14 protein-coding genes are annotated in these 13,897 nt (G+C 60.3%); all 14 read left to right on the top strand.

Features of this window, described 5'->3' with window-relative positions:
- The first annotated feature begins 5 nt into the window (after window positions 1-5).
- The 14 genes from RAK07_RS09465 (at window position 6) to RAK07_RS09400 (ending at window position 13,886) form a co-directional block, all read left to right on the top strand.
- Window positions 6-1,094: a GGDEF domain-containing protein gene (locus tag RAK07_RS09465; protein ID WP_305732588.1), complete on the top strand. Its 1,089-nt coding sequence runs from the start codon at window positions 6-8 to the stop codon at window positions 1,092-1,094.
- A 74-nt stretch (window positions 1,095-1,168) separates the two neighbouring features.
- Window positions 1,169-2,446: an O-acetylhomoserine aminocarboxypropyltransferase/cysteine synthase family protein gene (locus tag RAK07_RS09460; protein ID WP_305732587.1), complete on the top strand. Its 1,278-nt coding sequence runs from the start codon at window positions 1,169-1,171 to the stop codon at window positions 2,444-2,446.
- A 104-nt stretch (window positions 2,447-2,550) separates the two neighbouring features.
- Window positions 2,551-2,922: a 6-carboxytetrahydropterin synthase QueD gene (gene queD, locus RAK07_RS09455; protein ID WP_305732586.1), complete on the top strand. Its 372-nt coding sequence runs from the start codon at window positions 2,551-2,553 to the stop codon at window positions 2,920-2,922.
- Window positions 2,912-3,664 carry a 7-carboxy-7-deazaguanine synthase QueE gene (locus RAK07_RS09450; RefSeq protein WP_305732585.1) on the top strand — a complete coding sequence of 251 codons (753 nt, stop codon included), beginning with the start codon at window positions 2,912-2,914 and terminating at the stop codon, window positions 3,662-3,664. Before queD ends, RAK07_RS09450 begins: the two co-directional genes overlap by 11 nt.
- Window positions 3,661-4,383: a creatininase family protein gene (locus tag RAK07_RS09445; RefSeq protein WP_305732584.1), complete on the top strand. Its 723-nt coding sequence runs from the start codon at window positions 3,661-3,663 to the stop codon at window positions 4,381-4,383. The genes RAK07_RS09450 and RAK07_RS09445 overlap by 4 nt, the downstream gene beginning before the upstream one ends.
- Complete coding sequence (locus tag RAK07_RS09440) at window positions 4,376-4,768, top strand: hypothetical protein (protein WP_305732583.1); 393 nt, start codon at window positions 4,376-4,378, stop codon at window positions 4,766-4,768. The genes RAK07_RS09445 and RAK07_RS09440 overlap by 8 nt, the downstream gene beginning before the upstream one ends.
- Window positions 4,765-6,075: a class I SAM-dependent RNA methyltransferase gene (locus RAK07_RS09435; protein ID WP_305732582.1), complete on the top strand. Its 1,311-nt coding sequence runs from the start codon at window positions 4,765-4,767 to the stop codon at window positions 6,073-6,075. The genes RAK07_RS09440 and RAK07_RS09435 overlap by 4 nt, the downstream gene beginning before the upstream one ends.
- 42 nt (window positions 6,076-6,117) lie before the next feature.
- A complete protein-coding gene (locus RAK07_RS09430) occupies window positions 6,118-6,399 on the top strand; it encodes an HU family DNA-binding protein (protein ID WP_305732581.1) in 282 nt (93 codons plus the stop codon).
- Between the two features lie 2 nt (window positions 6,400-6,401).
- Entirely contained in the window at window positions 6,402-7,322 is a 921-nt protein-coding gene (locus RAK07_RS09425) for a Ppx/GppA phosphatase family protein (RefSeq protein ID WP_305732580.1), read from the top strand.
- Window positions 7,323-7,490: 168 nt separating this feature from the next.
- The gene (locus tag RAK07_RS09420; protein ID WP_305732579.1) at window positions 7,491-8,729 is read left to right on the top strand and encodes an EAL and HDOD domain-containing protein; all 1,239 of its coding nucleotides are present in this window, start codon (window positions 7,491-7,493) and stop codon (window positions 8,727-8,729) included.
- 43 nt (window positions 8,730-8,772) lie between these two features.
- Window positions 8,773-10,884: an ATP-binding protein gene (locus RAK07_RS09415; RefSeq protein ID WP_305732578.1), complete on the top strand. Its 2,112-nt coding sequence runs from the start codon at window positions 8,773-8,775 to the stop codon at window positions 10,882-10,884.
- Window positions 10,874-11,281 (top strand): response regulator, encoded by a 408-nt coding sequence (locus RAK07_RS09410; protein ID WP_305732577.1) that lies wholly within the window; start codon window positions 10,874-10,876, stop codon window positions 11,279-11,281. The genes RAK07_RS09415 and RAK07_RS09410 overlap by 11 nt, the downstream gene beginning before the upstream one ends.
- A complete protein-coding gene (locus RAK07_RS09405; RefSeq protein ID WP_305732576.1) occupies window positions 11,278-12,645 on the top strand; it encodes a sigma-54-dependent transcriptional regulator in 1,368 nt (455 codons plus the stop codon). The genes RAK07_RS09410 and RAK07_RS09405 overlap by 4 nt, the downstream gene beginning before the upstream one ends.
- A 740-nt stretch (window positions 12,646-13,385) precedes the next feature.
- Window positions 13,386-13,886 (top strand): hypothetical protein, encoded by a 501-nt coding sequence (locus RAK07_RS09400; RefSeq protein ID WP_305732575.1) that lies wholly within the window; start codon window positions 13,386-13,388, stop codon window positions 13,884-13,886.
- The last annotated feature ends 11 nt before the right edge of the window (window positions 13,887-13,897 follow it).

Here is a 13,897-nt window from a genome sequence, read left to right as displayed (position 1 = left end):
CGTCCATGATGACCATTGATCAAGCGCACGATCCGGAGCGGATGCTGGAACTGCTGGCCCGGCGGAATGCCGAGCTTGCCTCGCTGCTGGAAATCGGCAAGACCATCATCTCTTCCCTGGAGCTGCGGGACGTGCTGCAGGAGATCATGTCCCAGGTTGAGCGGCTGCTGCAGCCCAAAACCTGGTCGCTCCTGCTGGTGAACGATTCCACCGGCGAGTTGCACTTCGAAATCGCCGTGTCGCCGGTGGCCAACGAACTGAAGGGGATCAACCTGAAGATGGGGGAGGGGATTGCCGGCTGGGTGGCGCAGCACGGCGAGCCGCTCCTGATCCCGGATGTGATGCGGGACGAACGGTTTGCCCGCCATGTGGCCGATGCCGTGGAGTATCCGGTCAGTTCCATCCTCTGCGTGCCGCTCAAAATCCGTGATCGGGTGCTGGGGGTGATCGAGCTGATCAACTCTGCCAGTGAGCGCAGTTTCGAGGAGGCGGATTTGCCCCTTCTGGGAGCCGTGGCCGACTTTGCCGCCATTGCCATCGACAACGCCCGCAACTACAAACGGGTCAGCGAGCTGGTCATCACCGACGACCTGACCGGTCTCTACAACGCCCGCTATTTTCAGGAACTGCTGGAATATGAAATAGATCGGGCGCGGCGCTACAACAGCCAAGTATCGCTGCTGTTCTTCGATCTCGACCGGTTCAAGTCCGTAAACGATACCTACGGCCACCTGGTGGGGAGCCGGATGATCGCGGAGGTGGGACACCTGGTCAGGAACCATATCAGGTCGTCAGACCGCGGTGCCCGTTACGGCGGAGACGAGTATATCATCGTGCTGCCCAACACCGGCAAGCAGGGGGCCATGACCGTGGCCCACAACATGTTGGAGCGGTTCCATGCCCACCGTTTCCTCACCGACAACGGCACCAGGATCCCGATTACCGCCAGCTTCGGCGTCGGCACCTTTCCCGATGACGCCACTGACCGGGAAAGCCTGATCCGGGTGACCGACTCGGCCATGTACGAGGCGAAGGAGGCGGGACGCGACCGGGTCTGTTCTTTTTCCGGTAACCTGACCAAGCTGCTGTTGTGATTGCGGGTGGTGTATTTTGACTGAAACTATGGTAAAAGCGGATCGGGATTTACACTGAAAAGGAGAACAAACCGATGAGTGAAACACCGACGCTTGACACCCGTGCCCTCCATGCCGGACAAACCCCCGACGAAACAACCCTTTCCCGTGCCGTACCGATCTATCAGACCAGCTCCTATGCTTTCCGGAACAGTGAACATGCCGCCAACCTGTTTGCTCTCAAGGAATTCGGCAATATTTACACCCGACTGATGAACCCCACTACCGACGTGCTGGAAAAGCGGGTGGCGGCCCTGGACGGCGGCGCCGCGGCCCTGGCCTTTGCCTCCGGCCAGGCGGCCATTACGGCCACGGTGCTGACTCTGGCCAAGGCCGGTCAGAATATCGTGTCCGCCTCGGCGTTGTACGGCGGTACCTACAACCTGTTCAATCATACGTTGCCCCGCTGCGGCATCACCACCCGGTTCGTTGACAGCTCAAACCCCGAGAACTTCCGTGCCGCCATTGATGAGAATACCCGCCTGATCTACTGCGAGTCCATCGGCAATCCCCGCAACAACATCGACGACTTCGAGGCCATTGCGAAAATCGCCCACGAGGCGGGCATCCCGCTGGTGGTGGACAACACCGCCACCACGCCGGTCCTGTTCCGGCCGCTGGAGCACGGGGCCGACATCGTGATCTACTCCCTGACCAAGTTCATGGGGGGGCATGGCACCAGCATCGGCGGCTGCGTGGTGGACGGCGGAAAATTTCCGTGGGACAACGGCAAGTTTCCGGAGTTCACCGAGCCTGACCCGGCGTACCACGGCGCGGTGTTCTGGGATGCGGTGGGGCCGATCGCCTTTATCATCAAGATGCGGGTGCAGATCCTGCGTGACATGGGGGCCTGCATCTCCCCCTTTAACTCGTTCCAGATACTTCAAGGTCTGGAAACCCTGCATGTGCGTATGCCGCGCCATGTTGAAAATGCCCTGAAAGTGGCCCAGTGGCTGGAAAAACATCCCCAGGTGGCCTGGGTCAACTATCCGGGGCTGGCCAGCCATCCGGACAGCACCCGCGCTCAAAAGTATTTTCCCCAGGGCGCCGGGGCCATCATCGGGTTCGGCATCAGGGGGGGAAAGGAGGCGGCGGTCCGCTTTATCGACAACGTCAAGCTGGCCTCCCATCTGGCCAACATCGGCGACGCCAAGACCCTGGTGATCCATCCTGCCACCACCACGCACCAGCAACTCTCCGCTGAAGAGCAAGTGGCCACGGGCGTTACCCCCGACTTTATCCGGCTTTCCATCGGTATCGAGGGGGTGGCGGATATCATCGCCGACCTGGAGCAGGCCCTGAAAGCGGAATAAGCAAGCCCGCGCCACGCACAGTTCTGATAGTCCCGGGGCAACCTTGCGGTTGCCCCTTCTTTTGTGTAGTATGATGAACCACTTGTCGCAAGGAGTCGTTAACCATGTACCGTCTGACCATCAAAACCGGCTTTGCCGCCGCCCACAATCTGATCAACTACCAGGGGGACTGCGAAAACCTCCACGGCCACAACTGGAAAGTGGAAGTGACCATCGTGGCCCGGGAACTCGATCAGGCAGGCCTTGCCATCGACTTCAAGGTGTTGAAGCGTGAAACCAATCTGCTGCTTGAGGAGCTGGATCACAAGTACGTCAATCAACACGAGTTTTTCAAAAACATTTCCCCGTCGTCGGAGAATATCGCCCGTTACCTGTACCAGCAGCTTTCGGTTCGCCTGAACAACGGCAACGTGGCGGTGGAGCGGATCGGGGTCTGGGAGTCGGAGAACGCCTGCGCTGAATATTATGAAGACTGACAGCGCCACCGACCTGATCGAGCTGTTCTCTTCCCTGCAGGGAGAGGGAGCGTATCTTGGGTATCGCCAGATTTTCCTGCGCTTGCCGGGATGCAACCTCCAGTGCAGCTACTGCGATACCGCCCTGCTGGCGCCGGAGAGGTGCCGGATTGAGACGGAGCCCGGCAGCGGCCTGTTTCGCGAGATTCCCCAGCCGGTGACACTGTCCAGGGTGTGCGATCTGGCCGAGGCTTGGTGCAGCGAGCTGCCCGGCGCCCATCACTCCTTCAGCATCACCGGCGGCGAGCCGCTGCTGCATGGCGAGCTTCTGGCGGTCTGGCTTCCCCGGTTGCGAGAAATCCTGCCGGTACATCTGGAGACCAACGGCACCCTTTCCGATGCCCTGCCCCTGCTGCTTCCCCTGGTTGATCATATCAGCATGGATATCAAGCTTCCCTCCTCAACCGGCCTGCCACCTCTCTGGGAACAGCACCGTCGCTTTCTGGAGCTGGCCGGTGAGGCGAACCTGGCGGTGAAAGTGATCGTGGGGGAGGCGACCACGGATCAGGAGCTGCTGATAGCCTGCGACCTGGTGTCGGAGGCCGATGCCGGCATCCCGCTGATCATTCAGCCGGTAACCGGCCATGGGGGGCGCGTGACGGTTGCGCCGTCACGGCTCTTGCATTGGCAGGCCCTGGCTGCGTCGCTTGTGCGCGAGGTGCGGGTGATTCCCCAGACCCACCGGATGCTGGGGGTGGCATGATCTTGGCCGAGATGACCATGACCCAGGTCGAAGAAGCGCTCAAGACCTGTCAATCCGTTGTTATTCCCTTTGGTGCGCTGGAAGAACACGGGCCGCATCTGCCGTTGTCCACCGACACCATCCAGGCGATGGAGGTGGCCCGTCGCGCAGCGGAGCGGACACCGCTTTTCGTGGCGCCGCCGGTCCATTACGGCAACTGCCGCTCCACCGCCGCTCACCCCGGAACCGTCTCCATTTCCACCGCCACGCTCAAAGCACTGCTGAAGGATATCGTCCGCTCCCTCTACCGGCAGGGATTCCGTACCGTGCTGGCGTTAACCGGTCATGCGGGCGGCGCCCACCGGATGGCGTTGCAGGATGCCGGTGAGGAGCTGCTGGATGAACTGCCGGAGCTGGCCATGGCCGTTGCCACCGAATACGAGCTGGCCCGGGAGGCGGGCAGGGGACTGGTGGAGACTGCCGGTGACGCCCATGCCGGTGAAATCGAGACCTCCCGTATCCTGCACAGCCATCCCCAGCTGGTGCGGGGGAGTGCGCCGGAGGAGTATCCGACCTTTCCGGTGGGGCTGCTGGTGCGGGACAAGCGGCGCTACTGGCCCGGCGGCGTCTGGGGGAACCCCGCGAAGGCGTCGGCGGAGAAAGGGCGCCTGCTTGAAGAGCTGGTGGTGGAAAAAGTAGTGGGGCTGGTGCGCCGGATGGAGGAGGAGCGCCATGGTTGAGCCGTTGCTGCTCTTTGCGCGGGAACTATCCAACGGACTGCGGGTGGAACTGTGGGATGTCTCCCGTCACTATTTCGGCGGCTACTGGCAGGTGGCCCTGGAAGCCCGCTGTCCGGTGGCGCTGCGTCCCGAACTGTTCGACGGCCCCGCAGCCTGCGACGAGGCTCGGCATCTGTTGGGGGAATGCGTCATGTATGTGCAGCGGCTGGAACGGATGGCGGTGCGCCAGGATCTGCTGGAGCCGGTGCGCCGGGAGCTTGTCCAGCGTTTTGAGCACCACGTGGTACCCTTTCTTTCCCATCCCCGATTTGCCGCCGGTTTCATTGCCGGTAAATCCGCCAAGTGCCGCCGGAAAGTGGTGCGTGGCATCCCCGTGCCGGCATGAGTGAGCCCGAAATCATCATTGAACGGCTGGCTGTCGGCGGTAACGGTGTCGGACGACTGGACGGCGTGGCCTGTTTTGTGCCGTTCACGGCGCCGGGAGACCGGCTGACCCTGCGGGTTACCAGCCGGAAGCGTTCGTACCTGGAAGGAGAGCTGTCGGCGTTGCGGGAACCATCATCCTGGCGGACGGAGCCTTCCTGTCCGGTTTTCGGCCAGTGTGGCGGCTGCAGCTGGCAGCATATCGATTATGCCCTGCAATGCCGGGCAAAGCGTGCCCTTCTGGTGGAGAGCCTTGAGCGGATCGCCCGGCTTGTCGCGCCGCCGGTGGAGGAGACCGTTGCAGCCCCGCACCCGTACGGCTACCGTGCCCGCGCCCAATTCAAGCTGTTCTCCGCGGCGGAAAGGCTGGCGGTCGGCTTTTATCGGCGCGGCTCCCGTTATGTGATCGATCTCCCGGACGGCTGCCCGGTGGTGACGCCGGCCATCAACACCGCCATGCAACGGCTACGGCTGGTGCTCACCCTGCTGCCGGACCGTAACCGCATCCCCCAGCTCAGTATCGAGGAAGGGGAGGAGGGGGTCGTTGCGGTGGTTCACTACATCGGCCGGGAGCCGGAGCGTCTCCGTGCCCTGCTGCTGGAGCGGCAGGCTGAACTGGGACTTGCCGGCCTGTGGGTGCAGCCGGGGCGCAAAGAGAGTCTGCTGGCCGTGTTCGGCGGGGGACGTCTGACCTATCTGGTGCCGGGGGGCGCTGCCGGGGAAACCCCCATGCCTCTTGGCTACGATATCGGCGGGTTTTCCCAGGTGAACCGGGGACAGAACCGGGTGCTGGTGAATCTGGTGCGGGAGCTGCTGGCAGTGCGTCCTGACGAGCGGCTGCTGGATATCTACTGCGGCAACGGCAACCTCTCGCTGCCGCTGGCCGGCTTGGTCACGGAGCTGGTCGGCGTCGAGGAATACCCCCCCTCCATCGCATCGGCGATTGACAATGCACGTCAACTTCGTGTAAACAATAGCACTTTCAGATGCCGTTCCGCTGTGGACGAGGTGGAGCGGTTGGTGGCTGCCGGTGAGCGTTTCGCAGCGGTGCTGCTGGACCCACCCCGTAGCGGTGCCGCCGAGGTGGTCTGTCGGCTGAGACCGCTGCAGGCAGAGCGACTGGTCTACGTTTCCTGCGATCCGGCTACCTTCGCCCGCGACGCTGCAGTGCTCGCCGGCCATGGGTACCGGCTGGAGCGCGCGATACCGGTGGACATGTTTCCCCAGACCGCCCACTTGGAAACCGTGGCACTCTTTTCCCTGTCATAAACGTTACGAGTCATTACTCGATATCAAAAGGAGCATGCTGTCATGAACAAGTCCGAACTGATCGAAACCTTTGCCGCCCAGCGGGACATCTCCCATAAACGGGCGGAGGAAGTAGTCAACATGATTTTCAACTCCATGAGTGAAGCGATGATCAGCGGCGACCGGATCGAGATCCGGGGACTGGGCAGCTTCGTGGTCAAGGAGTACGGTGCCTATACCGGCCGCAATCCCAAGACCGGCGAGCCGATTGAGGTGAAACCCAAAAAGCTTCCTTTTTTCAAGGTGGGCAAGGAGTTGAAGGAACGGATTCTGGACGGTAAGTAGGCATGGCATGCAGAGTCGCGGCCATTGACCTGGGAACGAATACCGCACGGCTGCTGATTGCCGACTGTTATCCCGGCGGCCGTTTCGAGCAACTGGTCCTGTCCCGGGTCATCATCCGCCTGGGTGGCGGCTTCAGCCGCCAGACCGGTCTGGCCGATGAAGCCATTGAGCGGGCCATGCGTTGTCTGTACGAGTTTCGTCGCCAGATCGATCACCGCGGAGTGACGGACGTGCGGGCCGTCGCCACCAGTGCGGTGCGGGATGCCGCCAATGGTGCCCTGTTTGTTGAGCGGGTCCGCCGGGAAACCGGCATTCCGCTGGCGGTGATCGGCGGGGAGGTTGAGGCCCGTCTGACGCTGCGGGGAATCACCGCCGGGCTGGAGGGAAATCCGGAAGAGCTGTTCATGTTCGATGTAGGGGGCGGCAGCACCGAGTACAGCCTAGCTCGGAGTGGTCGCCCTCTTTTCGTGGAAAGCCTTCCCTTGGGGGTGGTGCGTCTGACCGAGGGCAAGGGAGACGAAGCGGCCATGGGCGAGAAGATCGGCCGCGAGCTGGCGCAGATGCAGCAGCGAATGGAAGTCGCCCGGCTCATCCCCGACCCGTCGGGAACCGTGCTGGTGGGCACTGCCGGCACCGCCACCACTCTGGCGGCCATTAACCTGGAAATGCGCGACTACGATTACCGTCGCGTCAACAACCATGTGCTGACCCGGAACGACATCCGGAGAATTTATGAGCGCCTTGCCCCGCTTGGCCCTGCGGAACGTCTGACCGTACCGGGGCTGGAGCCGGGGCGCGAAGATTTGATCATCGCCGGCATACTGATCACGCTGCACACCATGGAGTGTTTCGGATTCGAGCAGATGACGGTCAGCGATTTCGGACTGCTGGAAGGGTTGCTCGCTGCCGGAGCCGTTACCTGAGTCGGGGCGTCGTCGGGCGCACGGTCGGTGCCGTGCGCCCTGCCTCAGCAGGAGTGTTGCGCAGCAGCAGAGTTTTCGGGCGGCTAACGGTGCCGCTGCTGTCGCAGGGACGCCGATGGTTTCGGGGCGCGTACTGACTTCCCGTCGGCTGGTTCAAGGAGCTCCACGGTGGACCATTCCAAGCATCTGATGGGCAGGCAGCCGATCCTGAACGGGCTTGAGGAGATCGTGGGCTTTGAGTTGCTCTTTCGCTGTCCCGCCTCGCTGGGGGCGGCGGAGATCCCGTCGCCCGTCAGGGCCACCTCACAGGTTATTTTTGATATTCTCTCCAGTTTCGGGGTGCGGGACGTTCTGGGGGAGCACCGCGGATTCATCAACGTCGATGCGGACATGCTGATGAGCGATGCCATCGAACTGCTGCCCACGGAGAGCATCGGGCTGGAACTGCTGGAAGATCTGATCATCACGCCGGAGATCGTCGAACGCTGTCGAGAGTTGAAAAAGATGGGCTGTCTGCTGGTGCTGGACGATCACTGCTATGCCCCCGAGTATGAACCGCTCTACCAGGGGATTGTCGATATCGTCAAGCTGGACCTGATCGCCACACCGCTGGAAGAAGTGTACCGTGAGGTCGGACTGTTCAGGCGCTATCCGGTCAAGCTGCTGGCGGAGAAAGTGGACAGCCGGCACGTGTACCTGCGCAGCCGCAAGATGGGATTTGAGCTGTTCCAGGGATATTTTTTCGCCCGTCCGACCCTGGTGCAGAAAACCCGCATGGCCAACGCTTCCGCCTCGTTCTTTCGTCTGATGCAGCAACTTTCCGGCGAGGCGGATATCGACGAGATCGAGGAAACCTTCAAGCAGAGTCCGGCGCTTACGTACAAGCTGCTCCTCCTGGTCAATTCGCTCGCCTTCGCCACCCGCGAGAAGATTCGCACGGTTCGCCATGCCATCACCCAGGTGGGGCTGGAGCATCTCAAACGCTGGGTACAGCTTGCCATATTTGCCGACGACAGCGGTTCGAGTCTGAACAATCCCCTCTTGGACATGGCGGCGGTCCGGGCCGCCTTCATGGAAGAAATGGCCCGCCTCGACCTGGGCAACACCCGGCTGGTGCGTCAGGTTCTTCCCGAGGAGGCGTTCATGGTGGGGATTCTGTCAATCCTGAAGGATATTTACGAGATCGACATGGCCGAGATCGTCGCCAACCTCAACCTGTCCGAGGAACTGCGGGATGCGCTGGTGCACCGGGGCGGCGACCTGGGTACCCTGCTCTGCGTCAGTGAAATGATGGAACGACTGGAACTGGACGAGGCTGCCCAGTGTCTCGAACGGCTGGGCGTTTCCCCTGCTGCGGTGTTGGCGTGTCAGAAACGGGCCTATCAGTGGCGCAGCAGATTCGCGTAGCGGTGTGACGAGCCATGTACGTGTACCGTAGAAACGTCCTTTTATGATATTCTCCAACCTTCGTCGACAGGTACTGGTTCCGCTGACCCTCACCTTTTTGGTGCTCTTGGGCAGTTTCCTGTACAGTGCCTATGCCATCAGACGCAACACCATCTCCGATGCCCTTGACCGGCACTATCACGAAGCGCAGTCCCTCTTCAACGAACTTCTCTCCATCAGGTCGGAATGGATGATCGCCACGGCGGAGCCGATCGTTATCGACCCTTTCCTGAAAAACGCCATGCGCCACGGCGACCGGACCGCGCTCTACCGGCAGGCATTGCCCTACTACCGCCGCATGGCCGGGCCCGAGGGAATCAGCCATCTCACGGTGTATGGTCCCGATGCCGCAACGGTGCTCAGTATTCACGCACCGCGTGAACATGTCGGCGGCACGGCCGGGAACACCGTGCGTCGGGCCCTGGAAAGCGGTCGCCCCGCCCACGGCCTCGAATTGGCCCCCTCCGGTATGCTGGCCCTGCGGCTGGTGATCCCCTGGTATGACGCGACCGGCCTGCTGGGGTTCATTGAGCTGGGGTCGGAAATCGGCGGAACCATGCGCAAGCTGGCCGCCATCAGCCATGTTGACTATCTGGTGGGCCTCGACAAATCACTGCTGGACCGAAAAATATGGGAGGCGTCGGTAAAGGGGGCGGGGCAGCGCTCCTCCTGGGATCTGCTACCGGCCAAGGTGGTGTCCGGTCACTCCCTGCCGCGTATTCCCGATGGCCTGGTTGCCATGCTGTCGCAGCCGGCTGCCCGTTCGTTCGATGGCCAGGGATGGAAGAACATCCGTCTCGATGACCGCCGGTTTGCGGCCAAGCGTTTTCCTCTGGTGGAAACCGGCGGACGGGTGGTGGGGGAATTCGTCCTGCTGCACGACACCACCCGGATTGCCAAGGACTTCTCTAACTTCGTGCTGAAGGTCGTGCTGCTGGGGCTGGGTATCTGCTCCGTCCTGTTTGCCTTTGCCTGGCGGATTCTCGGCCAGGTGGAAGCCAGATTGCAGACTGCCCAGCAGAAGCTTGCCGATGAGGTTGCCAACGTCAACCGGACCAATACCCTGCTGGAGCAGGAAGTCGCCGAGCGTCAACGGGTTGAAGCCGAACTGATCCACCTGAACGATCACCTGGAAGAGCGGGTGGCGGAGCGGACCCGGACCCTTGAAGCTATGAGCCGGGAGCTGGAGCAGGGGCGTAACGAGTTGGAGCAGGCCTATACGGAATTGAAATCCCGGCAGGCGGTGATCCTGCATCAGGACAAGATGGCCAGCATCGGTCTGTTGGCCGCCGGCGTGGCCCACGATATCAACAATCCGATCGGCTTTGTCACCAACAACCTTGAAGAGCTGCGGGTGTACATGACCCGCCTGCAACGTTTTCTCGAGCTGCAGCAGGCGGTTGCCGGGCGCTGCTCCGACGCGCAGGAATTGGAAGACCTTGCGCGGGAGCGGCATGAGCTGGGGGTCGACCTCATCTTCGAGGATTTCGATACCCTGATCGCCGAGTCACTGGAAGGGGCGGGGCGTGTCAGCAGCATTGTCAGGAACCTGCGCAATTTTTCCCGGGTCGACGACGTGGAGTATAAACGTGCCGACATCAACGAATGCCTGGAGAGCACCATCGCCATTACCCACCATGAACTGCGACACAAAGCGTTGGTGCATCGGCGCTTCGGCACGATCCCGAAAATCCGCTGCTACCCGCAACAGCTCAACCAGGTGTTCATGAACCTGCTGATCAACGCCGCCCATGCCATTGAGAAGCGCGGCGAGGTGACGGTCAGTACCTGGGCTGCAGACGATGCGGTCTTTATCTCCATCGCCGATACCGGCAGCGGCATTGCGCCGGAAAATCTGTCCAGGATATTCGAGCCATTCTTCACGACCAAGGATGTGGGGCAGGGGACCGGGCTGGGGCTTTCCATCGTGTACGACATCGTCAGCCAGCATCACGGTGAAATCCGTGTGGAGAGCGTTCCCGGCGCCGGTACGACCTTCATCATCCGGCTGCCGCTGGACACCGGCGACGAAGTTGTGTCCGGTGGTCGTGCAGGGGCAAATGTCGGATCCGTTGTCTCGTTTTCAGCAGTTGCCGGAGGCGGCAATGTCCGATAGACTGCGTCTGCTCTGCGTTGATGACGAAGTGCATATCCTGCGTACGCTGGAGCGTTTCTGCCGAAACGAAGGCATCAGCATGCACAGCGCCACCTCGGCAGCCCAAGCGCTTGAGCTGCTGGAGAACCAGCCGGTGGATGTGGTTGTTTCCGATTATCAGATGCCGGGGATGAACGGCCTTGATTTTCTTCACGAAGTGCATGCCCGGTGGCCGTGGATTTCGGGAATCGTCATCTCCGGATTTGTGGAGGTACCTGCCGTTGCCGGCGCTCTGCAGCAGGGTGATATCATGGGATTCCTTCACAAACCCTGGAAGCGGGATGAACTGAAGGCCCTGATCCGGGCGGCAGGGAAGCGCTGCAGGAGCGGAATGGGAGAGGGAGCAACTACGACGTGAGCGAGAAGATTCGTATCCTGTTTGTCGATGATGAACCAGCTTATTGTCGCATTTTTCGCAGCCGGATCGGTCGGGATCCCCGCTTTCTGGTGGAAACGGCCCAGAGTGGCGAGGAAGCGCTCCTGCGTCTGCAGCAGTTTCCTGCCGACATGGTCTTCACCGATCTGCAGATGCCGTTCATGGACGGCATTGAATTGATGACGGAGATTAAAAACCGGTATCCGTATCTGTTCGTCCTGATTCTGACCGGCCTTGACTCCACCTCCCAGGCAGTGAAGGCGATGAAGGCCGGCGCCTACGACTATCTCCTGAAACCGCTGGATTTCGACATGGTGGAGCGAGCCATAGAAACCGTTTGTGCCCACCGCAGCGCCTTCCGGTCCCACGCTACCCCCGATGATGCGCAGCGGCGCGGCTTCAGCTTCGAGAACATCATCGGCCAGGACCGCAAGATGTTCGAAATCTACGAAAAAATCAATCAGGTGGCCCAGACTTCCGCAACGGTACTGATTACCGGTGAGAGCGGAACCGGCAAAGAGTTGATCGCTGCCGCCATCCACGCCAAAAGCTCCCGCAAGGATGGCCCCTTTCTGCAGGTCAACTGTGCCGCACTGTCGGACGGTCTGGTGAGCAGTGAGCTGTTCGGTCATGAAAAGGGCGCCTTCACCGGTGCCGTTGGTCAGAAAAAGGGATTGTTCGAACAGGCGTCGGGGGGAACACTTTTCCTCGATGAAATCGGCGATATTTCGATGACCACGCAGGTGGCGCTGCTGCGCATCCTGGAGCTGGGCGTTTTTCAGCGGGTCGGCGGCACGGAGACGCTCCGGGCCGACGTCCGGCTGATTTGCGCCACGAACCGCGACCTGGCCAGGGCGGTGACGGAAAAGCAATTCCGCGAAGATCTTTACTACCGTATCAACGTTGTTTCCCTGCAAGCCCCTCCGCTACGTGAACGCACCTCCGACATCCCGTTGCTGGCCAACTACTTCCTTGACCGGTTCCGTGCGCTCTCCGGCAAACAGATCGAGGGGTTCACTGCCGACGCCATGGAGCTGCTCTGTCGCTATCAGTGGCCCGGCAACTGCCGGGAACTGGCTAACATCGTTGAACATGCCGTGGTCTTCAGTCGCAACCGGATGCTCTCCCCGGGCGACTTCCCCGAACTGCTTCGTCAGCCGGCACAGCCGAAAAGCAGTGTGACGCTGACCAGCCCATCGACAACCCTTGCAGATGTGGAAGCGTCACTGATCAGGCGGGTTCTGGAAGAAAAACAGTGGAACCTCAAACAGGCCGCCGACGCACTGGATATCGCCCGCGGTACGCTCTACGGCAAGATGGAAAAATACAGTATTAGAAAACCCTGATCTCCCCCGCTGAGCTGGCGGTACTCTCCTGGTATTCTTCTGATATCTCACCTTTCCTGATGGGCCGTTTGTCAGTCTGTTTTTTCCCTGCAGGCCTCTCCGGCTCCGACACAGACAGACCATGGTTTATAAATAGGATGTCGGCTGATGTATTGAGTTCGGTACAGTGCAGCACGGCGCCCATAGTTGGCGGTGTCGAAAATTGAACATCTATTTTTATTAAATATTATTAATAAAATTAATTATATAAACGTTTTTGGCTAAATTGGTGGCTGTTTGGTGTGCCGAATTATGAACAACGGTTCTGTGGGGTGTGGCAGGGGTGGTTTGCTTTAATATGTTGAAATTAATGTATTTTTATATAATTTTTTTGTTTGGCGCGTTTTTTGCTTTCGGTGTTTCGGATGGCGTGGGTGTGTGGGGGGGTGGCTGTGTAAGTGTCTTAAAATATTTTATTTTTGTCTGGGAATGGCGCCGTTCTTCACTGTCCAGAATCGCATTGCAGCCAGGAGGGGCTTGATGTATCTATACTGTACCGTATTTGTAGGAGTTTAGCCGGTGCTGTGACTGTTTCGATATTGAATGGGAAAGCAGCACCAATCGAGTTCAGGGTGTTGTTGTACGAGCCCAACGAAAAAAGGAGGTGAACGGGTCGGATTATTGGAAGCACGCGTGGCGTAAGGAGTAATGTGAGCAGTGTGGCGAAGTATCCAATCAAAAGTTTACCCGGAGGCTTGTGTATGAACATGTTTACTCGTTTGGCGCTCTGTATTGCAGCGGGTTCCCTGCTGCTTGCAGGCTGCGGCAAAGACGGCAAGGATGGCCGTGATGGCAGGGACGCTACGGCAGCACCGGTCAGCGTGGCCAGCCTGACAACGGACCAGTGGTCTGATCTCGCTCCCAAGGGTGAGGTTCTGAGTGTTTCCATCAACAGTCCGCCGGTGGTCAAGTTCAAGGTGACCGATGCCAACGGCAACCCCTTGGTCGGCCTTGGCAATAGCTCCAAGAGCTCAACCGCCACGGTGGCCAGCTATTCCAACGTGTCCTTTGCGCTGGCCAAGCTGGTTCCCGGCACCAACGGTTCCCCCAGCAAGTGGGTCAGCTACATTGTGACCACGGTGCCGACCACCACCACCGCCGCCACCGCTACCCGTCCCACCACGGACAACACCGGTACGCTGGTTGACCACGGCGACGGTACCTACACCTACACCTCTTCTACCGCGACATCACCAAGGTGAAGGATCAGGTT

The sequence above is a fragment of the Trichlorobacter ammonificans genome (assembly GCF_933509905.1).
GTDB classification, from domain to species: Bacteria; Desulfobacterota; Desulfuromonadia; order Geobacterales; family Pseudopelobacteraceae; genus Trichlorobacter; species Trichlorobacter ammonificans.
Note: the sequence above shows the minus strand (reverse complement) of the source record. Positions and strands in the feature narration are given on the sequence as shown.